The sequence below is a fragment of the Streptomyces sp. NPDC059224 genome (assembly GCF_042754285.1).
Classification (GTDB): Bacteria; Actinomycetota; Actinomycetes; order Streptomycetales; family Streptomycetaceae; genus Streptomyces.
In genome coordinates this window covers 155435-181563 of the sequence record NZ_JBHZAN010000022.1, presented here as the reverse complement: position 1 = coordinate 181563, position 26129 = coordinate 155435, and the positions used below count along the sequence as shown (strand labels likewise).

The window sequence follows — 26129 nt, the reverse complement described above, 5'->3', positions numbered from 1 at the left end:
ACTGGCGCAACGCCCCCGCATGGATGAAAGGTCGGCACGATGCCCATGTTCAACGACGGGATGTCCGAGACCGAGCCGCCCGCGGACTCGGCCGTCACGACCGACGTCGTGGTCGTCGGTTCCGGCCCCGCCGGCGCCTCCTCGGCTCTGCTGCTGGCGACGCTGGGCGTCGACACCATCATGATCACGAAGTACCGGTGGACGGCGAACACCCCCCGCGCGCACATCACCAACCAGCGCTCGATGGAGGTCTTCCGCGATCTGGGCATCGAGGCACAGGTGCTGGCCGACGCGACGGACCACTCCCTCGTCGGCGACACGGTGTTCTGCACCAGCATCACCGGGGAGGAGATCGGCCGTATCCACACCTGGGGGACCCGGCCGGACCGCGAGGCGGACTACCGGCTGGCGTCCCCCTGCCTGACCGTGGACATCCCGCAGACCTATCTCGAACCGATCCTGGTCCGCAACGCGACACAGCGCGGCGCGCAGACCCGGTTCTCCAGCGAGTACCTGTCCCACACCCAGGACGCGGACGGAGTCACCGTGCGGGTGCTGGACCGGCTCACCGGGCACGAGTACAGCATCCGCGCGAAGTACCTGATCGGCGCGGACGGCGCCCGCTCCAAGGTCGCCGCGGACATCGGTCTGCCCTTCGAGGGCGCGATGGACATCGCCGGCTCGATGAACATCACGTTCAAGGCCGACATCAGCCGCTACGTCGCCCACCGGCCGTCCGTCCTGTACTGGGTCGTCCAGCCCGGCTCGAACGTGGGCGGCATCGGCGCCGGGCTGGTGCGCATGGTGCGTCCGTGGAACGAGTGGCTGATCGTGTGGGGTTACGACATCGCCGGGGAACCCCCGGTCGTCGACGAGGCCGCCGCCGTACAGATCGTCCGCAACCTCCTCGGGGCACCCGACCTGGAAGTGGAGATCACCGGCACCAGCCTGTGGGGCAACAACGAGATGTACGCGACCCGGCTGCACCAGGGCCGCGTGTTCTGTGCGGGCGACGCCGTGCACCGGCACCCGCCGAGCAACGGTCTGGGCTCCAACACCTCCGTCCAGGACGCCTACAACCTCGCCTGGAAGATCGCGGCCGTGCTCAAGGGGCATGCCGGACCAGGGCTGTTGGAGACCTACACGGCAGAGCGGGCGCCCGTCGCCGAGCGCATCGTCAAGCGTGCCAACAAGTCCAGCCGCGAGTTCGTCGACATCTTCGAGGCACTGGGCGTCCTCGGGGCTCCGGACGAGGCCGCGATGACGGCCGCGATCGAGGAGCGCAAGGCCAACACCCCTGCCGGAGCCGCCAAGAGGGCCGCGCTGGTGCGGGCGATGGAGCTGAAGAACTACGAGTTCAACGCGCACGGTGTGGAGCTGGGCCAGCACTACGCCTCGGCTGCCGTCGTCTCCGACGGCAGCCGACTGCCCGTGCCCGCACGGGACGCGGATCTGTACTACGAGATGTCGACCGTCCCCGGCGCGCATCTGCCCCACGCCTGGGTCGGGGACAGCGCACATCGTCACGCGCTGATGGACCTGGCGCCGTACGACCGCTGGACGCTGCTGACCGGCATCGCGGGCGAGGCGTGGGAGCGGGCGGCCCGGAAGGTCGGCGAGGAACTGGGCGTGCCGCTCGCCACCGTCGTCATCGGCCCGGGCCGGGAAGTGACCGACCTCTACTACGACTGGGCCAAGCTGCGCGGGACCGAGGAGAGCGGTGTGCTGCTGGTGCGGCCCGACAAGCACATCGCGTGGCGGGCCATGGAGCTGCCCGACGACCCCGAGGACCGGCTGCGTGCCGCTCTGCTCTCCGTCCTGGGAAGGGACTAGACCGTGCGATTCGTCCACGACACGCTGCCGCAGCGGGTGCGGTTCGCCTCCGGCGCGGCCGCGGAGGGCCTGGCCGCGGAGGTCGCCGCGCTCGGTGCCCGGCGGGTGATGGTGGTCGCGGGAGCGACCGAGCGGGAGTTCGCCGATCGCGTCACCGCCGGCCTGCCGGTGGTCCACCGGCACGACGACGTCGTCATGCACGTTCCCGTCGAGGTCGCCGTACGGGCTCGTACGGCGGCCGTGGAACGGGAGGTCGACGCCCTGGTCAGTGTCGGCGGCGGCTCCACCACGGGACTGGCCAAGGCGGTCGCGCTGACCACGGGGCTGCCGATCGTCGCCGTCCCGACCACCTACGCCGGCTCGGAGGCCACCGCCGTGTGGGGGCTGACCGAGAACTCCGTGAAGACCACCGGTACGGACGCCAGGGTCCTGCCGCGTGCCGTCGTCTACGACGCCTCGCTCACGCTCTCCCTTCCGGTCGGGCTGAGTGTCGCCTCGGGTCTCAACGCGCTGGCCCACTGCGTGGACTCGATGTGGGCCCCGCGGACCGATCCGATCAACCAGGCCCTCGCCGCCGAGGGCGTGCGGGCACTGCGGAGCGGGCTGCCGCTGGTCGTCAAGGACCCGCAGGCGCTGGACGGGCGGGAACAGGCTCTGTACGGCGCCTACCTGTCCGCCGCGGCGTTCGCCTCCGCGGGGTCGGGACTGCACCACAAGGTGTGCCATGTGCTGGGCGGGATGTTCAACCTTCCGCACGCCCAGACCCACGCGGTGGTCCTTCCCCATGTCCTCGCCTTCAACGTGCCCTTCGCCCCGGACGCCGAGCGACGTCTGGCCGCCGCCTTCGGCTCCCCGACGGCCGTGGAGGGGCTGGTCGGCCTCCGTGACCGGCTCGGCGCGCCGCGCTCGCTGCGCGACCTCGGGATGCCCCGGGACGGTGTGGCGGCCGTGGCCGAGGCCGTCGTGGCCGCCGCGCCCGCGGGCAATCCGCGGCCCGTCACCCTCGACGGGATCACCGATCTCGTCCGGAACGCCTGGGAGGCCCGATGAACGACACCCGTACCCCGCGCAGGGCCGTCCCGGCCGGGCAGCAGGAGCGTGAGGAGCGGATCACCCGGCAGGTGCTGGCGTCCTTCGACGACTGCGCCGACCCCCGGCTGCGCGAGATAATGCAGTCGCTGGTCCACCACCTGCACGCGTTCGTCCGAGAGGTCCGGCTCACCGAGGAGGAGTGGACCGAGGGGATCGAGTTCCTCACGCGTACCGGACACATCACCGACGAGCGCCGCCAGGAGTTCATCCTGCTGTCGGACGTGCTCGGAGCCTCCATGCAGACGGTCGCCGTGAACAACGAAGCGTACGGCGACGCCACCGAGGCCACGGTCTTCGGCCCGTTCTTCGTCGACAACAGCCCCGAGATAGCCCAGGGCGGCGATCTCGCCTTCGGGGCCGCCGGACAACCCTGCTGGGTGGAGGGCACCGTCACCGACGACGCGGGGGAGCCCGTGGCCGGAGCGCGGATCGAGGTGTGGGAGGCCGACGAGGACGGCTTCTACGACACGCAGTACGGGGACGACCGGATGGCGGCGCGGGCGCACCTGTTCAGCGATTCCGAGGGCCGCTACCGGTTCTGGGGGCTCACGCCGACGCCGTACCCCATTCCGCACGACGGGCCGGTGGGCGGGTTGCTGGCGGCGACCGGCCGGTCCCCGATGCGGGCGTCCCACCTGCACTTCATGGTGAGCGCTCCGGCGCGGCGCACGCTGGTCACGCACATCTTCGTCCGCGGTGACGAACTGCTGGACCGGGACTCCGTGTTCGGGGTCAAGGAGTCGCTGGTGAAGGACTTCGTCACCCAGCCGGCGGGTACGCCCACGCCGGACGGGCGGGATCTCGGCGAACGGTCCTGGTCCCGGGTCCGCTTCGACATCGTGCTGGCACCCGACGGCGCGTGAACCCGCGACCCGCTACGGCCGGACCCGCGCCTCGCGCAGGACGTCGGTGGCACGCAGGCCGTAGCGCTCCTTGAACCGGTGGGAGAAATGGGCGGACGAGGCGAACCCGCAGCGCGTGGCCACCTCGGCCACGGTCGCCTCTCCCCCGGTGCCCAGCAGTGCGCGGGCGCGTTCGAGGCGGCGGTGCAGCAGATACCGCGGCACGCTCGTGTCGCCGGCGGCGAAGACCCGGGACAGATGGCGCTCGCTGATCCCGATGCCGCGGGCGATGCGGGCCGCCGAGAGTCCCGTGTCGGACAGGTGCTCGTCGATGTAGGTCTTCGCGACGGTCAGGTGGACGGTGGACAGGGAGGGGACGCGGCCGCTCGCGGCGGACACGAGCAGGTCGAGCACGGCGTCCTCGTCGACGTTCCCCGCCGCGGAGGACTCCGGTGGCAGCGCCCCGGCGACGACGGCGGCCAGCGTCCGGGTGTGGACGGCGCCGGCGTCGATCACCAGTGGCTGGGGCAGGGAGGCCGGCCCGCCGAGGTCACGCCACACCTGGTGGGGGATCTTGACCGCGAGTTCCTCCAGGCCGTGCGAGAAGCCCCGGATGAAGGGCTGGTCGGCGTCGCAGACCAGCAGCTGGCCCGGACGCAGCAGCCGTACGCCGTCGTCGTAGTAGAAGAAAGCGTCCCCGGCCAGGGTCAGATAGCAGGCCACGGCGTCCGAGGGCACGCGGCGGATCTCGGCGTCGGGCCGTTCGACGACGTGGGGGCTGCCGAGGACCCGGGCGAGATGAGCCCGTGGCAGCTGGAGGTTGATCTCCGTCGCGTCGAGGGCGGTGTCGTGCAGGGAACGGCAGCGCAGCCCGATCAGGGCCTCTGCGTTGTGCTCTTCCCACAGGGCGATGCGTTCCGCCTCGGGAAGACCGGTCGTACTGAAGCGCACCGGTGCACTTGTTGTGCCGCTCGTCATTCCTCCAGCGTAGAGGGCGGGGCCTGCCGGTGTTCGGGACCGTCCACACATTCTTCGATCACCGAGGCGACCTGTTCGGTGGCGGGCGTGGCGCGCCGGGCATGGCGCGCGAGGACCAGGTCGACGGATTCCGTCTGGGTGAGGGGCACGTAGGCGACGCTGGCGAGACGGAGGCTCTGGACCGGTGAGGGCACGAGGGCGACGCCGTGTCCGGCGGCCACGAAGACGACCAGTGTGGCCGTCTCCCCGACCTCCATCAGCGAGGTGGGCTGGAATCCGGCGCGCCGGCATGCGGCCAGGACCCGGCCGTACATGGAGGAGCGCGAGGAGTGGACGACGAAGGTCTCGTCGGCCAGCGCCTTGAGCGAGACGCGTCGGCGGGCCGCGAGGGGGTGGTGCGAGGGCAGTACGGCCACCAGGGACTCGGTGCGCAGGGGGGTGGTGCGGATGTCCTCGTGGTCGGCGGGGCCGCGCAGGACGGCCAGGTCGTAGGCGCCGGAGAGCAGTCCGTCGACCAGGTCGGGGGTGAGGAGTTCGCCGCGCAGGTCCATGGTGATCCCGGGCAGCCGGGCTCGTACGGTGCGTGCGACCTGCGGCAGCAGGTCGTAGGTGGCGGTGCCGATGAAGCCGGTCGAGACCCGTCCGGCCTGGCCGCCGGCCAGCTCCGTCATGTGCCGGCGGGCGCGCTCCTCCTCCGCGACCAGGGTGCGGGCGTGCTCCAGGAGGTGGTGGCCGGCCTCGGTCAGGGCGACGTGCCGGGTGGAGCGGGTGAACAGTGTGGTCCTGAGCTCCTTCTCCAGCTGTTTGATCTGCTGGGAGAGGGCCGGTTGAGCCACGTGCAGGCGGGTGGCCGCGCGCCCGAAGTGACATTCCTCGGCCAGCGCCAGGAAGTACCGGATCTGCCGCAGTTCCATACCCCCGATTCTATAAGACCGGCTTATCAATCCATACGGATTGGGTCTTGGACGGGTCGAAGTCCGTGCTCCTACCGTGACGGTATGACCGACAGCTATCTCTACTCGGCGGCGCGAACCCCCTTCGGCCGCTTCAGGGGCGCCCTCTCCGAGGTCCGGCCCGACGACCTCGCGGCACAGGTCATCGGCGGGGTCCTCGCCAAGACCCCCGCACTGGATCCCGGACGCATCGACGACGTCGTCTGGGGCAACGCCAACGGCGCCGGCGAGGACAACCGCAACGTCGGCAGGATGGCCGTCCTGCTGGCGGGGCTGCCCACCTCGGTGCCCGCGACCACCGTCAACCGCCTGTGCGGATCGTCCCTCGACGCCGCCCTGATCGCCTCGCGCGCCATCGAGAGCGGCGACGCGGACATCGTCCTCACCGGCGGAGTCGAGTCGATGACCCGCGCCCCGTGGGTGCTGCCCAAGCCCGGGCGCGGCTTCCCCGTCGGGGACGTCACCGCCGTGTCCACCACGCTCGGCTGGCGCCTGGTCAACGAGCGCATGCCCAAGGAGTGGACGGTCTCCCTGGGCGAGGCGAACGAGCAGCTCGTCGACCGCTTCGCCATCTCCCGTGAGCGCCAGGACGCGTTCGCGCTCCGCTCCCACCGTCTCGCCGACGACGCCTGGAACGCGGGCTTCTACGACGACCTGATCGTCCCCGTGTCGGACGGCGAGCGGACCGTTCTGGAACGCGACGAGGGCATCCGCCCCGGGTCCACCATGGAGAAGCTCGCCACGCTCAGGCCCGCCTACCGCCCCGACGGCCTCATCACGGCCGGAAACGCCTCGCCGCTGAACGACGGCGCCTCCGCGGTGCTGCTCGGTTCGGGCGCGGCCGCCGACCGTATCGGCGTGGATCCGCTCGCCCGCGTCGCGGGCCGCGGCGTGGCCGCGCTGGATCCGCAGATGTTCGGATACGCGCCCGTCGAGGCCGCGAACAGGGCGCTCAAGCGTGCGGGCATCTCCTGGGCCGACGTCGACGCCGTCGAACTGAACGAGGCGTTCGCCGTGCAGGCGCTGGCGTGCGTGGACGCGTGGGATGTCGACCCGGAGATCGTCAACACCAAGGGCGGGGCCATCGCGCTCGGCCATCCTCTCGGTGCGTCGGGCGGCCGGCTGCTGGGCACCCTCGGCCGCCGGCTGCAGGAGTCCGGCACGCGGTGGGGCGTCGCGGCGATCTGTATCGGTGTCGGCCAGGCCCTCGCCGTGGTCCTGGAGAACGTCGCCGGGGGCGCCAGGTGACCACGAAGCTGTGTGCTCACGCGGACGAGGCGGTCGCCGGTGTCCAGGACGGCGCCACGGTGCTCGTCGGAGGCTTCGGCATGGCGGGCATGCCGGTGGCGCTGATCGACGCGCTGATCCGGCAGGGAGCGACCGGCCTCACGGTCGTCTCCAACAACGCCGGCAACGGCGACACCGGTCTGGCGGCGCTGCTGGCCAAGGGACGGGTCCGCAAGGTGATCTGTTCCTTCCCCCGGCAGGCGGACTCCTGGGTGTTCGACGGCCTCTACCGGGCGGGCCGGATCGAGCTCGAAGTCGTCCCCCAGGGCACGCTGGCCGAACGGCTGCGGGCGGCGGGAGCGGGTATCGGTGCCTTCTTCTGCCCCACCGGTGCCGGCACGCTGCTCGCCGAAGGCAAGGAGATGCGTGAGATCGGCGGCCGCCTCCATGTGCTGGAGTACCCCATCGCCGGAGACGTCGCGCTGATCGGCGCTCATCGCGCGGACCGGATGGGCAACCTCGTCTACCGCAAGACCGCGCGCAACTTCGGTCCCGTCATGGCCACCGCGGCCACCACCGTGGTCGCCCAGGTCCGCGAGGTCGTCGAGACCGGCGAGATCGATCCCGAGACCGTCGTGACGCCCAGTATCTTCGTCGACCGAGTAGTACAGGTGGCTGATCACTCATGACCCGGACATCCGCGACGGCCGGCGGCAAGGGCCCGCTGGGCAAGCACGACATCGCCGCCCTGATCGCCCGCGACATCCCGCACGGATCCTTCGTCAACCTGGGGATCGGCCAGCCGACCCTCGTGGCCGACCACCTCTCCCCCGGTTCCGGCGTGGTCCTGCACACCGAGAACGGCATGCTCAACATGGGGCCGGCCGCCGCGGAGGACCAGATCGATCCGGACCTGACCAACGCGGGCAAGGTTCCCGTCACCGAACTCCCGGGTGCCGCCTACTTCCACCACGCGGACTCCTTCGCGATGATGCGCGGCGGCCATCTGGACATCTGTGTCCTCGGTGCGTTCCAGGTCTCGGCACACGGCGACCTGGCCAACTGGCACACCGGCGCACCCGACGCCATTCCGGCGGTCGGCGGAGCCATGGATCTGGCCATCGGGGCGAAGAAGGTGTTCGTGATGATGAACCTCTTCACGCGGGACGGAGAACCCAAGCTGGTCGCCGAGTGCGGCTATCCGCTGACCGGCCTGGCCTGCGTGGACCGCGTCTACACGGATCTGGCCGTCTTCGACCTCACGCCGGGCGGGGTCCGGGTGCGGCAGACCTTCGGCGTCGGCGTACGCGAACTCGCCGACCGCCTGGGCCTGCCGTTGGAGACCGCCACCCCTGAACAGCTCGTGTGAACCGGGTCGGCCGCATGGCCGACGTCGGTGCATTCACTCGTTCGAGTTGCACGGTCACGGACAGGCAGATATCGTTACAGAAAGTGACACACGGCTGGCCTGCGGTGCGGTATCCGGTACGCACCCTTCCTTTCCGGGCCGACGAGTCGACTCATCGAGACAGCGCCCCTTCGCGCGCTTCGCGACTCCGGATTCCGGAATTGCCCAAGGAGATCTCCCATGCCCGAATTTCTCCGTTCGTGCTCCCGCAGGACATTCATCTCCACCTCGGCGAGCGCGGCGACCGTCGCGACGGGGGTGTTCGGCCTACGGGCCTGGGGCGATTCCGCAAAGCCCGAGTCAATGAGCGAGAGACAGAGCATCCGCCCCTTTCGCGTGCATGTCCCGGAACAGGACCTGGCCGATCTCCGTCGGCGCATCAGGGCGACACGATGGCCCGACCGCGAAACCGTCCGCGACCAGTCCCAGGGCGTCCAGCTGGCCACGATGAAGGAGCTCACCCGGTACTGGGGAACGACGTACAACTGGCGGAACATCGAGGAGACACTCAACTCCCTGCCGATGTACGTGACGGAGATAGACGGACTGGACATCCAGTTCGTCCATGTCCGTTCCCGCCACGCGAACGCCCTCCCGGTCATCCTGACCCATGGCTGGCCGGGCTCCATTCTGGAGTTCCTGAAGGTCATCGGGCCGCTGAGCGACCCCACCGCCCACGGGGGGCGTGCCGAGGACGCCTTTCACCTCGTCATCCCGTCGATGCCCGGCTACGGCTTCTCGGAACGGCCGGCGACCACCGGCTGGAATCCCGACCGCATCGCGCGTGCCTGGGCCGTGCTGATGGAACGTCTGGGATACCGGCACTACGTCTCCCAGGGCGGGGACTGGGGCGCCGTGATCTCCGACAAGATGGCTGTGCAGAAACCCCCCGGGCTGCTCGGAATCCATGTCAACTTCCCGGCCACGGTGCCGCCGGACATCGCGAAGAAACTCGCCTGCGGTGACCCGGTACCGGCCGGCCTCGATCCGGACGAGAAGGCCGCCTACAACCAGCTGGCCGCCTTCTACAAGACGGGTTCCGGCTACTCGGCCATGATGGTCACCCGCCCGCAGACCGAGGGATACGGGCTGACGGACTCGCCCGCCGGACTGGCCGCCTGGATGTACGACAAGTTCGCGGCGTGGACCTACAGCGGGGGTCACCCCGAGCGCGTGCTCACCAAGGACGAGATGCTCAACGACATCACCCTCTACTGGGTGACGAACACCGCGGTCTCCTCGTCACGTCTCTACTGGGAGAACAACGCCAACAACTTCAACGCCGTGTCCGTGTCCGTCCCGGCCGCCGTCACGGTGTTCCCCGGCGAGATCTACCAGGCCCCGCGCAGCTGGACGTCACGCGCCTACCACGACCTCATCTACTACCACAAGGCCCGCAGTGGCGGCCACTTCGCGGCCTGGGAGGTCCCGGACATCTTCACGGACGAGCTCCGCGCCGCTTTCTCACCACTGCGCATCTCCCGAAAGACCGCGGGCAAGTAGGCGCCGCCCGGCTCCACCCCGTGACCGGATCGGTCCGCACCCGGACCCGATGGGGCCTGTCGTCACTCCGGTGCCGTCGGTCAGGCTGGGAAACATGACCCGCGCACTGATCGTCATCGACGTCCAGGAGTCCTTCCGCGCCCGCCCGCTGTGGGAGACCATCTCCAACCCGAAGATCGCCCACCAGGTGGACCGCCTGGTACGGCTCGCCCGCCAGGCCGGCGACCTGGTGGTGTGGGTACTGCATGCCGAGCCCGGCAGCGGCGATGTCTTCGACCCCGCCCTCGGCCATGTCCGGGTGATGGAGGAGTTGCAGCGACTGGACACGGAACCCCTGATCCACAAGACCTCGCACAACGCGTTCACCACCACCAACCTGCAACAACTCCTCACCGAGCGCGGCGTCCGCGAGCTCACCGTCTGCGGCATCCGAACCGAACAGTGCGTGGAGACCACCACCCGCGTCGCCGGCGACTACGGCTATCTCGTCACCTTCGTCACCGACGCCACCGCGACCAACCCCATCCCGCACCGTGACGCTCCCGCCGAACAGAGCGTCGCCGAGCTGCTCTCGGACCCCCGCACCCTGAGCGCCGAAGAGGTCATCAGGCGCACCGAGTACGCCCTTGCCGGGCGCTTCGCCACCATCGCCACCGTCGGACAGCTGGAGGCCGCCGCCGGTTCTCGGGCATGATGACCGGATCGTGAGCCACGTCGCCTTCCTCCTGCTGCCAGGACTCCACCTGCTGGACCTGGCAGGCCCGGCACAGGTCTTCTCCACGGCCGCCGACTTCGGGCACCCCTGGACGCTCAGCTACGTCGCCGAGCAGCCGCTGGTCCCCACCGCTCAGGGCCTGCCCCTGGCGGCCCGGCTCGACTGGCCCGGACTCGGCCCCGAGGACCTGATCGTGGTGCCCGGCTGGCGGGCGCCCACCCTGGCCGGCAGCCCCGCCGTCGGCGCGGCCTGCCTGCGGGCTCTCCGGGACCACCACGCCGCCGGCGGCACCGTCGCCAGTGTCTGCGCCGGAGCCGAGGCACTCGGGCGGGCCGGCCTGCTCGACGGCCGCCGCTGCACCACCCATCACGATGTGCAGGACGAGCTCGCCCGCCGCTACCCGAGGACGACGGTCGTCCGCGATGTCCTGTACACCGCCGACGACCGGGTGGTCACCTCGGCCGGCATCGCCAGCGGTATCGACCTGGCCCTGCACCTGATCGCCACCCGGCACGGCCCGGCCCTCGCCGCACAGGTGGCCCGCGACATGGTCGTCTACGCACGGCGCAACGGCCACGACCCGCAGGCCAGCGCCATGCTCCGACACCGATCCCACCTCGACGACACCGTGCACCGCGCCCAGGACCTGATCGACGCCCGCTTCGACCACCCACTGCCGCTGTCCAGCCTGGCCACCGCGGTGGGAGTGAGCGAACGTACCCTCACCCGCCTCTTCGCCCGCGCCACCGGCGGCCTCACCCCGCTCCGCTATCAGCAGACCCTCCGCCTCGAACGCGCCGACCACCTCATCGGTCACGGCGCCACCGTCGATGCCGCTGCCCGCGCCGTCGGCTTCGAGGACCCCCGCATGCTGCGCCGCCTGCGGGCCCGCAAGCACTGACCGGCAGCAGCGCACGCCCACGCACGCGCCGACCGCCCTCGACCACTTCGGGGGCGGCCGATGCGCGCATCCGGTGGCACACCGCGGGGTGTGTGCTCCGGCGTGCGGCCGAACGTCCGTCGACATGTCGACCACCGCCGCACCTGCTCCGCCGTCCGGCCCGCAGCAGGTCTCTGGGCGCTGCCGGTCCGTCCGCCGGACCTCATGCCCGGTCCTGCCGGGCCCTGTCGCCGTCGAGATCGGCGGCGACGGCACCCCGCGGCCCGGCGCCGCCGCCCACGCACCCGACCGGTCGCCGACCCCGCGCCGGGTGGCCGAGTGAGCCGGCGAGGAGGAGGCCCAGGGGAAGAAGCGCTGGATCCGGCTCCAGCAGGTCACCCCCGCCACGGCCCTCGGCGTCGCGGCGGTTCGCGCGGCACGGCGCGGTCGACGGCTTCAACGTCACGCCGGACCTCGTCCCCGACGGGCTCGACGACATCGCGGCCTGCCGTGCGGTCACAGCCCTCACATTGCGGGAACGTGAAACATCTCCCGGCGGGATGAACGCGCGCGGCCGCGGCTGTTGAAGAGAACAGGATGCGCAGCCAGAGGGAGCCGACATGACCGTTCAGGACGTCGACCGGGTGAGCTTCGTACAGGAGTGGCAGGAGTGGCACCGGCAGAAGGAGGCGGTGCTGGCCGGCCCGCACGGGTTCCTCGCGATCACCGGTCTGCACTGGCTCAGCGACGAGCCGACCCGGTTCGACGACGCGCCCGGCGCCTGGTCGGCCACGGCCCACGGTGTGGTCGTCGAGCTGGACGAGGGCGAGGAGCTGACCGTCGACGGGCAGGCCATACGAGGCCGCCACGACTTCGGTGTCCTCGCCGAACGCGCCAGTGTGTACGCCGGCTGGGGTGACGCGGTGGTCGAGGTCGCCAAGCGCGGCGGACACGACATCGTGCGCCCACGCCACCCGGACAGCGCGCTGCGGACGGCGTTCACGGGGACACCTGCCTACGAGCCCGACCCGCGCTGGGTGCTCGCCGGCCGCTTCCTGCCCTTCGGCACCCCGCGCCCGGTGACCGTCGGCGCCGCCGTCGAGGGCCTGGAGCACGTGTACGACTCACCCGGCCAGGTCGAGTTCGAACTGGACGGCGCCGTGCACCGGCTCACCGCGTTCAACGGCGGGACGCCCGGCGCCCTGATGGTGCTGTTCACCGACAAGACCTCCGGGGTGACCACGTACGCGGCCAACCGCTCCCTGAAGGTCCCCGCCCCCGACGCCGAGGGGAGGGTGACGATCGACTTCAACCGCGCCGCCAACCTGCCCTGCGCCTACACGGACCTGGCCACCTGCCCGCTGCCACCGGCCGAGAACCGGCTGCCGGTCGCGATCGAGACGGGCGAGAAGATCCCGGTGGAGCGCGGTGGACAGCCCTGACGGGAGGCGCGGCCGCCGTCAGGGGCGCGGCGGTTCCGTCAGCGTCCTGGTGAAGTGGGTGACGGGGCGCTCCAGCCGTTCACCGTCGAGGGTGATGTCGACGGCCTCGTTGTAGAAGGCGAGCAGCCCCTGGACGGCGCCGACCGCGGGGAGCGGGTCCGGATAGCTCCAGACCAGGTGGGGCGGGACGTCGGCGGCACCGCGCCACGACCAGTACGCGGCCGTGCCCTTGTAGGGGCAGCCGGTGTGGTGGTCGGTGGCTTCGAGCAGGTCGAGGCGCACGTCCTCACGCGGGACGTAGTAGCGCGTGGGCAGGCCGGTCTCGAAGAGCAGGACCGGCCGGCGGGTGTCCGCGACGACCGTGCCGTCGATCTCGACCACCAGGTGCCGGCTGCTGGGGATGGCGTCCACCCGCTTGTGCGGGTCACGGGGATGGATGAAGATCTCTTCCTCCTCCTCGTACCAGTGGTCGAGCCCCCGTCCGACGCGGCTGGACCACTCGAAGGCGATGTGACCGGCCAGGTCGGCGGCCGGGAAGGTCCAGGCGGCGTTCTCCACCGGCTCGCCGTCGGCGTCCAGGTCGTAGAAGATCCGCGACCCGGTGTGCGTGCCCGTCGGGGGGTTCCTCGCGGGGCGGAGCAGATCCTGCCGGACCTCCGTGCGCGGGAAGGCGTACAGCGGTACGGGCACCCCCGGCTCCCAGACGAGGACGGGGTGGCGGCTGTCGACGACCGTGACCTCGCCCTTGCGGCCGCGCACCCAGCGCTCGCTCGGCTCCCACAGGAGGCCCTCGGGGGTGGTCCGCACGGCCCGCGCGGTGGGGAATGTGGTCATGACCGGCTCTCCTTCGGCTTGCTCACAGGGTGACGTCGGCGACGTGGCGCCCCTGGCACGCTCCCACAGCGGGACGGGTTCGCAGTCTGAGCCAGCCGGCGCGTCACCGTTCCGCCTGCCGGCGAAGGTCCCGGCGGGCACCTCCAGCGCGCGGCGCCTCTCTTCCCGGCATGTGAGAGGTCCCGTCCTCTCGACCAGGGCGTCCGGTGGTGCCATTGACGTACGACAAAACCGCTCCGTACGATCACAGGCGGCATTGAGTGTCAGCGTCAAGCCCTGGCTCGCTGACCGGCAACCCTCCCACGCGGCGGGGTGCTCCAGGTGAAGGCCCGGCGGGGTCATCGACGACTCCCGCAAGCGCGTGGCTCCGCGACCGGGGCCGGAGACGAGGAGGGACCGGTATGCGACACAGCGATCACCCGGCTGCCTCCCCCGCCGACGCCACGGCGTACTCCCGGCTCTCGCGCCGGCGCCACATCGATCTGAAGCGCTCGACCAGCTGCCTCTGTCGGGTCTGACCGGCCTGCCTGTCGCCGGCTGACCTCCGTCACCGGCCACGGCATTCTCGCGCCGCCCTTCCCTCCGCCACCGGTCCCGGTGGCGTCCGACATGCCCTCCTTCCGCGCCCGTCTGCACAGCGCTCCCCCGGCCGGCGCCGATCCCGCCCGGCCGCACGTCCCTGCACGGCCGTGCCTCGCGCCCCGAAGCCCGGCACCCCGTGCGGGGTGACACGAGTAGGAGAAACCCCTCCGTGACTGCACTCGCGGTTCTCAGACCTTCCCGATGGGCGCCCCTGGCCGCGCTCCTGACCACCAGCGTCCTGCTGACCGCCTGCGGTTCGGGCGACGACGGCTCGGGCGGCGGAAGCGGCCGGGCGAAGTCCGGCGGCACCCTGACCTTCGCGGTGGGATCCGACGCCGGCTGCGTGGATCCGCAGCAGGCCGGCAGCAACGACACCATCTACTCGGTACGCCAGATCGTGGACTCCCTGACCGACCAGGACCCGAAGACCGGCAAGATCGTGCCATGGCTCGCCAAGAGCTGGGACGTCAGCGCCGACGCGACGACGTTCACGTTCCGTCTGCGGTCGGGTGTCACCTTCAGCGACGGCTCGAGGCTGACCGCGCAGGTGGTCAAGGACAACTTCGACGCGGTACCTGCCCTCGGCGCCCTGGGCACCCTCGCCGAGGGCTATCTGAGCGGCGTCAAGAGCACCACCGTGGTCGACCCGCTCACCGTCAAGGTGACCTTCGAGCAGCCCAACGCGCAGTTCCTGCAGGCGACTTCGACCCACTCGCTGGGCATCGAGTCGTCGGCGAGCGTGCGGAGGTCCCCCCAGCGGAAGTGCAGTGACGGCGTGATCGGCTCCGGACCGTTCGTGCTGAAGCAGTACGTGCAGAACCAGTCGGTGACCCTGGCCAGGCGGACCGGGTACGACTGGGGGTCCGCGCTGTGGTCGAAGAAGGGCGAGGCCTACCTGGACAGGCTGGTGTACAAGGTCGTGCCCGAGGCGGGGGTGCGGGCCGGCAGTCTCCAGTCCGGTCAGGTGGACGTGATCAGCAGCGTCGGCAAGGCCGACGAGGCGGCGCTCAAGGGCGGCCGGGTCGTCCTCCGCAGCCGGGCCAACCCCGGTGTGGTGTTCGGCCTGGGACTCGACAACTCGCGGCCCCTGCTCAAGGACACGAAGGTGCGCCGGGCGATCCTGGCCGCCGTCGACCGGAAGCAGATCGCCGACACCGTCTTCCCGACCGGCACCCGGCCGGCGACCAGCGTCCTGGCGCACACCACGCCCGACTACACGGACCTGTCCACCGGCCTCGCCTTCGACACGGCCAGGGCCAAGTCGCTGTTGGACGCGGCTGGCTGGAAGGCCGGCGGCGACGGCGTACGCACCAAGGACGGCAAGAGGCTGAGTCTGACCGTCACCTGGTTCCCGAACGCGGCCACCAACCAGCCGGCGCTGGAGCTGGTCCAGCAGCAGCTCAAGGCCGTCGGGATCGACGTGGTGCTCAAACAGCTCCCGGTCACACAGTTCGCCACCACGCTCCAGTCGGGTGACTTCGACGTGGTGTGGGGCAACGTGACCCGCGCCGACCCCGACATCCTGCGCGGCTCCTTCTCCTCCCGGCTGGGCAACTTCTACCACCTGCCCGCCAGTTCGCTGGACACGGCACTGTCCGCGCAGGCCGCGACCACGGACCCGGCGAAGCGCGGGCAGCTGGTGTCGCAGGCGCAGAAACTGATCGTGCAGAACGCGTACAACGTGCCGGTGGTGGAGCTCCAGACCCAGCTGGGCGTCTCCGACAAGGTGCACGGCCTGGAGTTCGACTCCGGAAGCCGCGTCCAGCTGCACGACACCTGGATCGGCTAGCGGATGCGGCGCTATGTGATCAAACGGCTGACGCAGGCGGTCGGAGTGCTGTGGGCGGCCTACACGGTGTCGTTCCTGGTGCTGGACTTCCTGCCCGGTGACCCGGTCTCCGCCATGGCCGGGGCCGGCATGGACTCCGGGCAGGTCGACCCGGCCCGGCTGGCCAGGCTGCGGCACGAGTACGGGTTCGACAAGCCCGTGCCGGCGCAGTACGCGGAGTATCTGGGCCGGGCGGTGCGCGGGGACTTCGGCGACGCGGTCTCCACCGGCCGCCCGGTGACCTCCACCCTGGCCGACGCGCTGCCGCGGACGCTCCAGCTGACGGGGGCGGCACTGCTGCTGGCGGTGGTGCTCGGCGGCGGCCTCGCGGTGGTGGCGACGTACACCTCGCGGCGGTGGCTGCGGCAACTGCTGCTGTCGCTGCCGCCGCTCGGCGTGTCGGTCCCGACGTTCTGGGTGGGTCTGCTGCTGGTCGAGGCGTTCTCGTTCCGGCTGCGCTGGTTCCCGGCGTTCGGCGACGACGGGCTGCGCGGCCTGGTGCTGCCGGCCCTGACACTGGCGGTCCCGACCGGCGCGCTGGTCGCGCAGGTACTGGCCAAGAGCCTGTTGACCGCGCTGGACCAGGCCTATGTGGAGACCGCGCGGGCCAAGGGCGCCGGCCGGTGGCGGGTGCATCTGCGGCACGCGCTGCGCAACGCCTCGCTGCCGGCGCTGACGGTCGTGGGCCTGCTGGTCGGGCAGCTGATCGCCGGTTCGGTGGTGGTCGAGACGGTGTTCTCCCGCGACGGTCTGGGCCGGGTGACCGCCGGGGCGGTCACCACCCAGGACATCCCGCTGGTCCAGGGGGTGGTGGTGTTCGGCGCGCTGATCTTCGTGGCGACGAACCTGCTCGTCGACCTCGTCTATCCGCTGCTGGACCCGCGCATCGTGGTGACCTCGGACAGAAGGGCGAGCTTCGCATGAGCCAGAGCCTCGTCGACGACCGGGCGGAGGCCGCACTCGGCCTCGCCCGGCCGGTCGAGCCCGGACCTCCCGCGCGGCCCGGCCGGTTCGCCGACCGGCGCCGGGTGGTCCGCTTCCTGCTGCGCCGTCCGGGCCTGCTGGTGTCCGCCGTCGTCCTCGTGCTGGTGGTGCTCGCCGCTTTCTGGCCGGAACTGTTCACCTCGCAGGATCCGTTGCAGGGGGTGCCGTCCGAGAACTTCCGGGGTCCGAGCGGCAGTCACTGGTTCGGCACGGACGAACTGGGCCGCGACGTCTTCTCCCGCGTGGTGCACGGCGCCCAGCTCTCCCTGAAGGCCACGCTGATCGCGGTCCTGGTCGCCTTCGTGGTCGGCGGTCTGCTCGGCGTGGTCGCCGGGTTCGTGGGCCGCTGGGTGGACGACGCGCTGATGCGCCTCGTCGACGTACTCCTCGCCATCCCCGCGCTGTTCCTCTCGCTGGCCCTGGTCACCGCCCTCGGGTACGGGACGGTGAAGGTGGCGGTCGCGGTCGGCATCGCCAGCGTCGCCTCCTTCGCCCGGGTGGCGCGGGCCGAGGTGCTGCGGGTGCGGCAGGCGGTGTTCGTCGAGGCGTCCCGGTCCTGCGGGACCCGCTGGTACTCGGTGCTGGGCCGGCACGTCCTGCCCAACGCCGCGGGGCCGGTGATCGTCCTGGCCACTCTGGACTTCGGCTCCTCGATCCTGGCCGTGTCGGCGCTGAGCTTCCTCGGCTACGGCGCGCCGCCGCCCGCCCCGGAGTGGGGGACGTTGATCTCCGACGGCCGCAACTACCTGGCCAACGCCTGGTGGCTGACCGCCCTGCCCGGCCTGGCGATCGCCGCGACCGTGCTGGCCACCAACCGCGTCGCCCGGGCGCTGGACGGCGAATGGGCGCGGCAGCGATGACCGACGACGCACACGTGAACGATGACGCACGCGAGAACGGTGGGAACGTGACCGCACCACTCCTGGAGATCCGCGGCCTGTCCGTGTCGTACCGCACCCGGGGCGGCACGGTCCCGGCCGTACGGGGCGTGGACCTCGACGTATGGCCGGGGCAGGTGACCGCCGTGGTGGGTGAGTCCGGCTCGGGCAAGAGCACCACCGCGCATGCCGTCACCCGCCTGCTGGCGGCGAACGGCAGCGTCGACACGGGCACGGTCCGCTTCGGCCGGCACGATCTGGCGACACTGTCGGAGGCGGAGCTGCGTACCGTGCGGGGCGCACAGATAGGGCTGGTCCCCCAGGACCCGACGGTCTCGCTCAACCCGGTCGAACGGATCGGCGACCAGGTCGCCGAGGTGCTGCGCATCCACGGCCTGGCGACCCGCCGGACGGCGGCGGCCGAGGCGGTCGCCGTGCTCGACCGGGCCGGGCTGCCCGACGCGGCCGTCCGGGCCCGGCAGTACCCGCACGAACTGTCCGGCGGCATGCGGCAACGGGCTCTGATCGCCGTCGCGATCGCCGCCAAGCCGCGGCTGATCATCGCCGACGAGCCGACCAGCGCGCTCGACGTGACCGTGCAGCGGCTGATCCTCGACCGTCTCCAGCACCTCACGGAGGCGTCGGGCACCGCGATCCTGCTGGTCACCCATGACCTCGGGGTGGCCGCCGACCGGGCCCAGCGCCTGGTGGTCATGTCCCAGGGCAGGGTGGTCGAGGCAGGCGAGACCCGCGCCGTCCTCGCCGACCCTCAGCACGACTACACCCGGCGGCTGTTGGCCGCGGCCCCGAGCCTGACCACGGCCCGTCCCCGCACCCCGGTCGCCGCCGCCCCCGCCGACACGACGGTTCCACTGGTCGAGGCACGCCACCTGGTCAAGGAGTTCAGGCTGCCGCGGGCCGGTGGCCCGGCCCACGCCCTGCGCGCGGTGGACGACGTCAGCCTCACCCTGCGGCGCGGGCAGACCCTCGCCCTGGTCGGGGAGTCGGGCTCGGGCAAGTCCACCACCGCCCGGCTGATCCTGCGCCTGGCCGAGGCGACCTCCGGGCAGGTGCTGTTCGACGGAGCCGACGTCACCACCGCCAGGGGCGCCGAGGTCAGACAGCTGCGCCGGCGCGCCCAGCTCGTCTACCAGAACCCCTACGCCTCGCTCGACCCGCGCCTGTCCATCGGCGAGGTGGTCACCGAGCCGCTGCGGGCGTTCAGGGTCGGCGACCGCACCGCCCGGCTCGACCGCGCCCGCGAGCTCCTCGACCGGGTCGCGCTGCCCGCCGCGACGCTCGAGCGGCGAGCGGCGGAGCTGTCGGGCGGACAACGCCAGCGGGTGGCCATCGCGCGGGCCCTGGCGCTCTCCCCCGACCTGGTGGTGTGTGACGAACCCGTCTCCGCGCTCGACGTCTCCGTGCAGGCCCAAGTCCTGGACCTGCTGGCCGAGTTGCAGGCGGACACCGGCGTGGCGTATCTGTTCGTCTCGCACGACCTGGCGGTCGTACGGCAGATCGCGCACCAGGTCGCCGTCATGCGGGCCGGGCGCGTCGTCGAGACGGGCCCGCCGGAGGACCTGTTCGCCGAGCCCCGCCACGAGTACACCCGGGAGCTGCTGGCGGCGATCCCGGGCGGCCGGTCCCCCGCCCCCGCCGCCGAAACCACCACGAACTGAAGACCGGCACCCCTGAGCACTACGGCCGTCGCCTCACTCGCCTTCCTGACCCGGTGACCTCGCGGACGACGTCCCCTGCCCCGGTCTGTGCGGAGACCCTTCAGCTCCTGGAGGACGGGGAACGGCTCGGCTTCGACGGCACCTGGCGCGGCGCATCCGGCCCGCCGGCGACCGCCCGTGCTCGGCGCGCTGGGCCGCCGGCGGGCCCGGGCGCCTGAAGTGCGGTCGATGTACGGGGTATTGACGCGCAGCTGGTCTAGTCCATACCGTCTTCAACCATCGATGGTTCAGCAGTGGAACCATCATTCAGTTATGTGAACATACCGCTGCAGCTCCCGCATGCTCTGTCTCGGCACCCCCACCTCGCGCGTCACGCGTTCATGACAGGAGCCGTCCTGTGATCAGATCGACCGCCAGAGCCCTCACCGCCCTTCCCGCAGTCCTCGCGACGGCCGCCGCCGCCCTCCTCGCCGCCGGCGGCTCCGCGAGCGCCGCCGCCAACCCCGGCCCTGGCTTCCCCGCCCACTACGCCGCGCCGTATGTCGAGACGTGGAACTCGCCCTCGGCCATGACCAACGCCCGCACCGCCACGGGCCTGAAGTACTTCACGCTCGCCTTCGTCATCGACGGCGGCGGCTGCAACGCCATGTTCAACGGTGACACCCCCGTCACCGATGCCGGCTGGACTTCGGCGATCAACTCCCTGCGCGGCGCGGGCGGCGACGTCATCGCCTCCTTCGGCGGCGCCTCCGGCACCGAGGAGGCACAGGCCTGTACCACCGTGGCCTCGCTCAAGGCCCAGTACAAGAAGGTCATCGACACCCTCAACCTCACCCGGGTCGACTTCGACATCGAGGGCAGTGCGATCGCCGACACCGCGGCCAACGACCGCCGGAACAAGGCCCTCGTCCAGCTCCAGCAGGAGTACGCCGCCGCCGGACGCAAGCTGGACGTCCAGTACACCCTGCCCTCCATGCCGAACGGCCTGGACGGCAACGGCACGAAGCTGCTGTCCAACGCCAAGAGCAACGGGCTCACCGTCAATCTCGTCAACATCATGACGATGGACTACTACGACGGGACCCGGGACATGGGCAAGGCGGCCACCGACGCCGCCACCGCCCTGCGCAGTCAGCTCGGCGCCATCTGGCCGGAGAAGTCCGACGCCGAGCTGTGGGCGATGGAGGGCAACACCCCGATGATCGGGGTCAACGACGACACCAGCGAGATCTTCACCACCGGCAACGCCACCGCCCTCGCCGACTTCGCCAAGTCCAAGGGCATCCAGGAACTCGCCTTCTGGGCACTCGGCCGCGACAAGGCGTGCGCCACCAACGGCCAGCTCTCCGACACCTGCAGCGGGACTCCGCAGAGCGCCTGGCAGTTCTCCAGCACCTTCAACACCGTGACCGGCGGTACGACGACCCCGCCGCCCACCGGGTCCACCGGCCAGATCACCGGGCTCGGCGGCAAGTGCGTGGACGTCGCGGCGGCAAGCAGCGCCAACGGCACGGCCGTTCAGATGTATGACTGCAACGGCACCGGCGCCCAGCAGTGGACCGTGGGGTCCGACGGCACCGTCCGCAGTCTCGGCAAGTGCATGGACCTCACCTCCGCCGGCACCGCCAACGGCACGAAGGTCCAGTTGTACGACTGCAACGGCACCGGCGCCCAGGTCTGGCAGCGGGGCAGCGGCGACACCCTGGTGAACCCCGCGTCCGGCAAGTGCCTCGACGTCACCGACAAGTCGACCGCCAACGGCGCCCGACTGCAGATCTGGACCTGCGCCGGCGGTACCAACCAGCAGTTCCACCTGCCGGCCTGACGGGGCCGCACGGCCTCCTTGAATGCGCTCCGTCACACATGCGTGTGACGGAGCGCGGTGGTTCGGGGGCGATCGCTCGGAACGCAGTTCGTGGCGCGCCGGAGGGCCAGGTGTTACGCGCGTAAATTCTGCGCCCGATGGCTTGCCGACAGCGCCTGGACTCACGATACTTCAGAATTGAAATTGTCAGGAGCACGTCCAGCCTGCCCATCCGGCGGGCCCGTGTGCCGTACCCACTCGCCCCTCTGACCCGCATCCCCCCACAGGAGGAACGCATGCGGATCAAGAAGCCCAGCACCGCGAGACGCACGGAACCGATCGCCACAGCGCCCGGCCCGACGACGGCAACCACCCCGACGACTCTCACCGCCACCCGCACAGACGGGTCCCCGCCGAGGAACAGCCCGACCCCCCGCGACGACGCGGCCGCCGCAGCACACAGGAGCGGAGCCCCCGTACGGCCCCGACGCGGCAGGAGCACCTCACCCAGGCCACCAGCCCTCCACCGCCGCGCCCGGCTACGCAGGTACTGCCACCACGGCGCGCGCGCCTCGGCCCCCGCCGCCGGTCCCGTGACCGGGATGGCGAACTCGTACGGCACCGGCATGCACTGACGGCCGGCCGGCCGCGTCCTCGCGGTCCGCACACCACCCCCACCGGTCCGCCGGGGGTGTCTCACCGCCCTCTCGCGGCGGCCCTCCCCGTTCACCAGCGCCCTGACCCCGTTCCCGCGAGGCCAGGGCGCGAACGAGGAGCGCCACAAGAGGGTGACCTGTCATGCCCACATCAACCTCACGCTCCTTTCGTGCACCACCCGATGGAATCCGACATTCCACTTCTGGAGGTCCCGTGAGATCGACCAAGTCGCTGTCCCTGCTCGCAGCTCTGGGCGCCGCAGTCCTCATCAGTCTGGGTCTGGCCGCTCCGGCCGAGGCCGCCGGGCCGGTGTACGTCGCGCTGGGCGACTCGTACTCCGCCGGCAACGGCGCGGGCAACTACGACAGCGCGAGCGGCAGCTGCCACCGCAGCCTCAGCTCCTACCCCTACCTCTGGAAGAACGCGCACGCCCCGTCTTCCTTCGCGGACACGGCCTGCTCCGGCGCGGTCACCACCGACGTGACGAACTCCCAGCTGGGCCCCCTCAACTCCGCCACCACGCTGGTCTCCGTCACCATCGGCGGGAACGACGCGGGCTTCGCCGACGTCATGACGGCCTGCGCCACGGATTCGGACTCCGACTGCGTCAACAGGGTCAACCAGGCCGAGACGTACGCGCGGAACACCCTGCCCGGCCGCCTCGACGCCACCTACGCCGCGATCCGCGCCAAGGCGCCCAACGCCAAGGTGGTCGTGCTGGGTTACCCGCACCTGTACACCCTCAACGTCTTCTGCATCGGGCTCAGCGACACCAAGCACCGCAAGATCGACGAGGCCTCGGACGTCCTCGACAGCGTCATCCAGGGCAGGGCCGCCGCGCACGGCTTCGTCTTCGGCGACGTCCGCACCACGTTCAACGGGCACGAACTGTGCTCCGGAGACGACTGGCTGCACTCCATCGTCATCTCGCCGACCTGGGAGTCCTACCACCCCACCGCCACCGGCCACGCTTCCGGCTTCTACCCCGTCCTCAACGCCAACAGCTGACCGGCCCACGACCACGCGCGCAGGCACCGGACTCCCGGGGTGCCTGCGCGCGAGGCACAATGACCCATGGGTGCCCGCCGCGGCGGGCCGGGGCGAAGGGGGCGGCGACGTGGCGCACTGGCAGGGAACCGACTTCACCGTGGACGGCCGCGAGCCGACCAGTGCCGAGGACCACTACCAGATCGGTCTGCACTGCTGGAACAGCGCGCAACACCGCGCCGCGGCCCCCTATTTCCTGGAGACCGCCGCCTCCGCCGGTCACGACGCCGCCGTGGAACTCCTGGGGCACATCGCCTATCTGCAGGGCCACTACGCGATCGCGGTGCCGCTGCTGCGGCAGAGCACCGGTTCGCCGCGGGCGGCCTACTACCTCGGCGCGCTGTACCACCAGGGCTGCCCCGAGGCGGGTATGGCCCAGTCACTCGACGAAGCGGCCCGCCACTACCGGGCCGCGGCCCGGCTGGGCGAACCCGAAGCCATGCTGGCCCTGGGCGAGCTGTACCTGGAGCGGCTGCTGCCGCTGACCCGCACGCCCGCGGAACACGCGCTGGAGCACTTCCTGGCGGCCGCCGAGCGCGGCCACCCCTACGCCCAGTACCGTGCCGCCGAGCTCTACCGCACCCTCTACCAGGACACCGGGCGCGCCGCCGCCCTCTACCGGTCCTGCGTGGACAACCCGATGACCGGCCGCCATCCGCTCGGGTCGATGATGGCCCTGCAGAGCCAGGCACACCTGCGCGAGGAGGCGGCGACGCGGACGGCCCGCGCGGCGCAGCAGCGACGCGACGCCGTCAACCCCGTGGAGCGACGGGGCGACTTCATCTGAGCGGTGCGGCCCGGGCAGCGCCGGCCCCGCCCACTTGTGACGCGCACCGGCCGGTCACGCGCACGCCAGCGCCCACAGGAAGGCGGAGAGCGTCCGTACCAGCTCCCGTGTCTCCTCCGTCTGGACCCGCAGGGTCTCCGGTACGCGGGACAGCTCCCAGTCGGCCGCATCCCGCGGCTCCTGCGGCTCGGCCGCCCACAGGAGCCGTACCTCCTCGGTGCTGGACCGCAGCCCGGCGCAGGCACGAGCCGTGGCCTCCAGGGCCTGCGCCAGCGGCTCCGGGGTTCCTCCGTCGTCGCGCGGCATCGCCTCGACGGCCCCGGAGAGCACGTCGGCGAGGCCGACCAGGTACGTTGCGCGGGCCAGCCAGCCCGGGGCCCGGCCACCCCGCGCGCCGGTGACGTCGGCCGGTTCGCGGTCCAGGGACATGCGGCCGTACAGGGACCGTTCCCGGGCGCCGGGCCGCCAGCTCCCCTGTTCCCGGAGAACGTCGGCCCGCCGCATCGCCTGCCGGGCCAGCGCGATCACCGCCGGCCAGTCGCCGCGGTCCCAGTCGGGTGTCGCCAGGATCTCCCGGACGCGGTAGCCGACCGTCGCCGCCGGCCGCGCCCCGGCCAGGGCCGCACGCGGGAGTTCGGGGGCGAGATGGGCGAGCAGTACGGGTCTGACCCTGGCCACCGCCTCGACTCCGCCGACCCCGATCCCACCGTCGCGGGCCGCGTCGGGCATCGGGCCCGCCGCCGGCGGAGCGGCCGCGGGGTCGCAGTAGCGCAGGACATCGGCCAGGGGGACTTCGTCGACGAGGATTCCGGCGTCGTAGGCGGTCCGCCACAGCAGGAGACCAAGGGTGTGCGGGCCGCTCCCCCACGGCCACTTCACGCGTGCGCCCGGCTCAGCGGCGTGCCGCCGGGACGCGGGCGCGCCGAAGAGGAGATCCTGCTCCTGGTGCCAGGCGGTCATCAGGCCCCCCTGACGACAGGCCCGCTCCCAGGCACCGCACCCGTACGCGGCCCGGTGCCGCGACTCCCATCCGTCCGCGTCCAGCTCCACGTCAGCGTCCACGCGACGAACCGTACCCGTGCGTCGTGACGGCGCCGCACGCACCGTCCCGGCGTCCGGCCGGGGCGGCGAGATGTACGCGCCGGACACACTCATCGATTCCCCTTCTCAATGCCATGACCAACAACTGTTGGACCTCTGAATCATCGATTCCTAGGCTCGGCCGAGCAGGCCTTCCGCACGGGAAGACCTCGACCACCTGTCTTCCACACCCGGAGGAGACATCCGATGAAGCAACGCACGATCGGCGGACGGACGGTTTCGGCGATCGGGCTCGGCGGCATGCCGATGTCCATCGAGGGCCGCCCCGAAGCCGGCAGATCGATCGCGACGATCCACGCCGCGCTGGACGCCGGTGTCACGTTCGTCGACACGGCGGACGCGTACCACCGCGACGCCGCCGAGGTCGGCCACAACGAGGAGCTCATCGCCGGGGCCCTGCGCACGTACGGCCGGGGAGCGGACGACGTGCTGGTCGCGACGAAGGGGGGCCACCTGCGGCCCGGCGACGGCAGCTGGACCGTGAACGGTGATCCGGCCCATCTCAAGCGGGCCGCCAAGGAGTCGGCCAAGCGCCTCGGCGTCGAGGCGATCGGCCTCTACCAGTTCCACCGCCCCGACCCGCGCGTCCCGTACGCCGATTCGATCGGCGCGATCCGTGACCTGCTCGACGAGGGCGTGATCCGCATGGCGGGCATCTCGAACGCGACCGTGGACCAGATCGACGAGGCGAACCAGATCCTGGGCGGTCGCCTCGCCTCGGTCCAGAACCAGTTCTCGCCCCGGTTCCGCTCCAGTCTGCGCGAGCTGGAGCACTGCGCCGGACTCGGGATCGCGTTCCTGCCCTGGAGCCCACTGGGCGGCATCGCGAACGCGCCCGAACTCCCGGCGCAGCAGGCCGCCTTCCGCGAGGTCGCAAACGAGGTGGGCGTCAGCGTCTACCGGGTGACCCTGGCCTGGGAGCTCGCCCTGGCGCCCGTGGTGGTCCCGATTCCCGGGGCCTCCCGCCCCGAAAGCATCCGTGACTCGGCGGCCGCCACCGACGTCGAGCTGACCGCGGAGCAGATTTCCCGCCTGTCGGCGGCCTGAGGTGCCCGGCACCGCACCGCCCACCCAC

The 26129-nt window shown here is 71.5% G+C and carries 24 protein-coding genes and 1 riboswitch; of the genes, 20 read left to right on the top strand and 4 right to left on the bottom strand.

Features of this window, described 5'->3' with window-relative positions:
* Positions 1-39 precede the first annotated feature (39 nt).
* The 3 genes from ACFXI4_RS25145 to ACFXI4_RS25135 are packed head-to-tail and all read left to right on the top strand — an operon-like array spanning position 40 to position 3788.
* Positions 40-1833 (top strand): FAD-dependent oxidoreductase, encoded by a 1794-nt coding sequence (locus tag ACFXI4_RS25145; RefSeq protein ID WP_384994742.1) that lies wholly within the window; start codon positions 40-42, stop codon positions 1831-1833.
* 3 nt (positions 1834-1836) lie between these two features.
* Positions 1837-2883 (top strand): maleylacetate reductase, encoded by a 1047-nt coding sequence (locus ACFXI4_RS25140; RefSeq protein ID WP_384994739.1) that lies wholly within the window; start codon positions 1837-1839, stop codon positions 2881-2883.
* Positions 2880-3788, top strand: coding sequence for an intradiol ring-cleavage dioxygenase (locus ACFXI4_RS25135; protein ID WP_384994737.1), 909 nt, complete (start codon positions 2880-2882; stop codon positions 3786-3788). The genes ACFXI4_RS25140 and ACFXI4_RS25135 overlap by 4 nt, the downstream gene beginning before the upstream one ends.
* 12 nt (positions 3789-3800) lie before the next feature.
* Here the strand turns inward: ACFXI4_RS25135 and ACFXI4_RS25130 are convergent, their stop codons facing one another.
* Entirely contained in the window at positions 3801-4745 is a 945-nt protein-coding gene (locus tag ACFXI4_RS25130; RefSeq protein WP_384994734.1) for an AraC family transcriptional regulator, read from the bottom strand.
* Positions 4742-5659 (bottom strand): LysR substrate-binding domain-containing protein, encoded by a 918-nt coding sequence (locus ACFXI4_RS25125; protein ID WP_384994731.1) that lies wholly within the window; start codon positions 5657-5659, stop codon positions 4742-4744. Before ACFXI4_RS25125 ends, ACFXI4_RS25130 begins: the two co-directional genes overlap by 4 nt.
* Before the next feature lie 84 nt (positions 5660-5743).
* Here ACFXI4_RS25125 and ACFXI4_RS25120 point away from each other — a divergent pair, with 84 nt between their 5' ends.
* The 8 genes from ACFXI4_RS25120 (at position 5744) to ACFXI4_RS25085 (ending at position 12873) form a co-directional block, all read left to right on the top strand.
* Complete coding sequence (locus tag ACFXI4_RS25120) at positions 5744-6946, top strand: thiolase family protein (protein WP_384994729.1); 1203 nt, start codon at positions 5744-5746, stop codon at positions 6944-6946.
* Positions 6943-7614, top strand: coding sequence for a 3-oxoacid CoA-transferase subunit A (locus ACFXI4_RS25115; protein WP_384994727.1), 672 nt, complete (start codon positions 6943-6945; stop codon positions 7612-7614). Before ACFXI4_RS25120 ends, ACFXI4_RS25115 begins: the two co-directional genes overlap by 4 nt.
* The gene (locus ACFXI4_RS25110; protein WP_384994724.1) at positions 7611-8294 is read left to right on the top strand and encodes a 3-oxoacid CoA-transferase subunit B; all 684 of its coding nucleotides are present in this window, start codon (positions 7611-7613) and stop codon (positions 8292-8294) included. Before ACFXI4_RS25115 ends, ACFXI4_RS25110 begins: the two co-directional genes overlap by 4 nt.
* Before the next feature lie 342 nt (positions 8295-8636).
* On the top strand, positions 8637-9836 hold the full coding sequence (locus ACFXI4_RS25105; RefSeq protein WP_384994722.1) for an epoxide hydrolase family protein: 1200 nt from the start codon (positions 8637-8639) through the stop codon (positions 9834-9836).
* 94 nt (positions 9837-9930) lie between these two features.
* Positions 9931-10530 carry an isochorismatase family protein gene (locus ACFXI4_RS25100; protein ID WP_384994720.1) on the top strand — a complete coding sequence of 200 codons (600 nt, stop codon included), beginning with the start codon at positions 9931-9933 and terminating at the stop codon, positions 10528-10530.
* A 10-nt stretch (positions 10531-10540) separates the two neighbouring features.
* The gene (locus ACFXI4_RS25095; protein WP_384994718.1) at positions 10541-11452 is read left to right on the top strand and encodes a GlxA family transcriptional regulator; all 912 of its coding nucleotides are present in this window, start codon (positions 10541-10543) and stop codon (positions 11450-11452) included.
* A gap of 124 nt (positions 11453-11576) precedes the next feature.
* Complete coding sequence (locus ACFXI4_RS25090) at positions 11577-11774, top strand: hypothetical protein (protein WP_384994716.1); 198 nt, start codon at positions 11577-11579, stop codon at positions 11772-11774.
* A 277-nt stretch (positions 11775-12051) separates the two neighbouring features.
* On the top strand, positions 12052-12873 hold the full coding sequence (locus tag ACFXI4_RS25085) for a DUF1684 domain-containing protein (RefSeq protein ID WP_384994713.1): 822 nt from the start codon (positions 12052-12054) through the stop codon (positions 12871-12873).
* An 18-nt stretch (positions 12874-12891) separates the two neighbouring features.
* Here ACFXI4_RS25085 and ACFXI4_RS25080 read toward each other — a convergent pair whose 3' ends face one another.
* Positions 12892-13707 (bottom strand): DUF427 domain-containing protein, encoded by an 816-nt coding sequence (locus tag ACFXI4_RS25080; protein WP_384994711.1) that lies wholly within the window; start codon positions 13705-13707, stop codon positions 12892-12894.
* Positions 13708-13959: 252 nt separating this feature from the next.
* A riboswitch (SAM riboswitch) is annotated at positions 13960-14073 on the top strand.
* Positions 14074-14108: 35 nt separating this feature from the next.
* On the opposite strand from ACFXI4_RS25080, the gene ACFXI4_RS25075 reads away from it, so the two are divergent.
* The 8 genes from ACFXI4_RS25075 (at position 14109) to ACFXI4_RS25040 (ending at position 23953) form a co-directional block, all read left to right on the top strand.
* A complete protein-coding gene (locus ACFXI4_RS25075) occupies positions 14109-14225 on the top strand; it encodes a putative leader peptide (RefSeq protein WP_384994709.1) in 117 nt (38 codons plus the stop codon).
* 233 nt (positions 14226-14458) lie between these two features.
* Positions 14459-16078: an ABC transporter substrate-binding protein gene (locus tag ACFXI4_RS25070; RefSeq protein ID WP_384994706.1), complete on the top strand. Its 1620-nt coding sequence runs from the start codon at positions 14459-14461 to the stop codon at positions 16076-16078.
* 3 nt (positions 16079-16081) lie between these two features.
* Complete coding sequence (locus ACFXI4_RS25065) at positions 16082-17041, top strand: ABC transporter permease (RefSeq protein ID WP_384994703.1); 960 nt, start codon at positions 16082-16084, stop codon at positions 17039-17041.
* Positions 17038-17961 (top strand): ABC transporter permease, encoded by a 924-nt coding sequence (locus ACFXI4_RS25060; RefSeq protein WP_384994701.1) that lies wholly within the window; start codon positions 17038-17040, stop codon positions 17959-17961. Before ACFXI4_RS25065 ends, ACFXI4_RS25060 begins: the two co-directional genes overlap by 4 nt.
* Positions 17958-19658: a dipeptide ABC transporter ATP-binding protein gene (locus tag ACFXI4_RS25055; protein ID WP_384994699.1), complete on the top strand. Its 1701-nt coding sequence runs from the start codon at positions 17958-17960 to the stop codon at positions 19656-19658. Before ACFXI4_RS25060 ends, ACFXI4_RS25055 begins: the two co-directional genes overlap by 4 nt.
* A gap of 397 nt (positions 19659-20055) precedes the next feature.
* Positions 20056-21483: an RICIN domain-containing protein gene (locus tag ACFXI4_RS25050; protein ID WP_384994697.1), complete on the top strand. Its 1428-nt coding sequence runs from the start codon at positions 20056-20058 to the stop codon at positions 21481-21483.
* 849 nt (positions 21484-22332) lie between these two features.
* Positions 22333-23127, top strand: coding sequence for an SGNH/GDSL hydrolase family protein (locus ACFXI4_RS25045; protein WP_384994694.1), 795 nt, complete (start codon positions 22333-22335; stop codon positions 23125-23127).
* Between the two features lie 70 nt (positions 23128-23197).
* A complete protein-coding gene (locus tag ACFXI4_RS25040) occupies positions 23198-23953 on the top strand; it encodes a tetratricopeptide repeat protein (RefSeq protein WP_384994692.1) in 756 nt (251 codons plus the stop codon).
* A gap of 54 nt (positions 23954-24007) precedes the next feature.
* Here the strand turns inward: ACFXI4_RS25040 and ACFXI4_RS25035 are convergent, their stop codons facing one another.
* Positions 24008-25015: a hypothetical protein gene (locus tag ACFXI4_RS25035; protein WP_384994690.1), complete on the bottom strand. Its 1008-nt coding sequence runs from the start codon at positions 25013-25015 to the stop codon at positions 24008-24010.
* Positions 25016-25240: 225 nt separating this feature from the next.
* Here ACFXI4_RS25035 and ACFXI4_RS25030 point away from each other — a divergent pair, with 225 nt between their 5' ends.
* Positions 25241-26101: an aldo/keto reductase gene (locus ACFXI4_RS25030; protein ID WP_384994687.1), complete on the top strand. Its 861-nt coding sequence runs from the start codon at positions 25241-25243 to the stop codon at positions 26099-26101.
* Positions 26102-26129 lie beyond the last annotated feature (28 nt).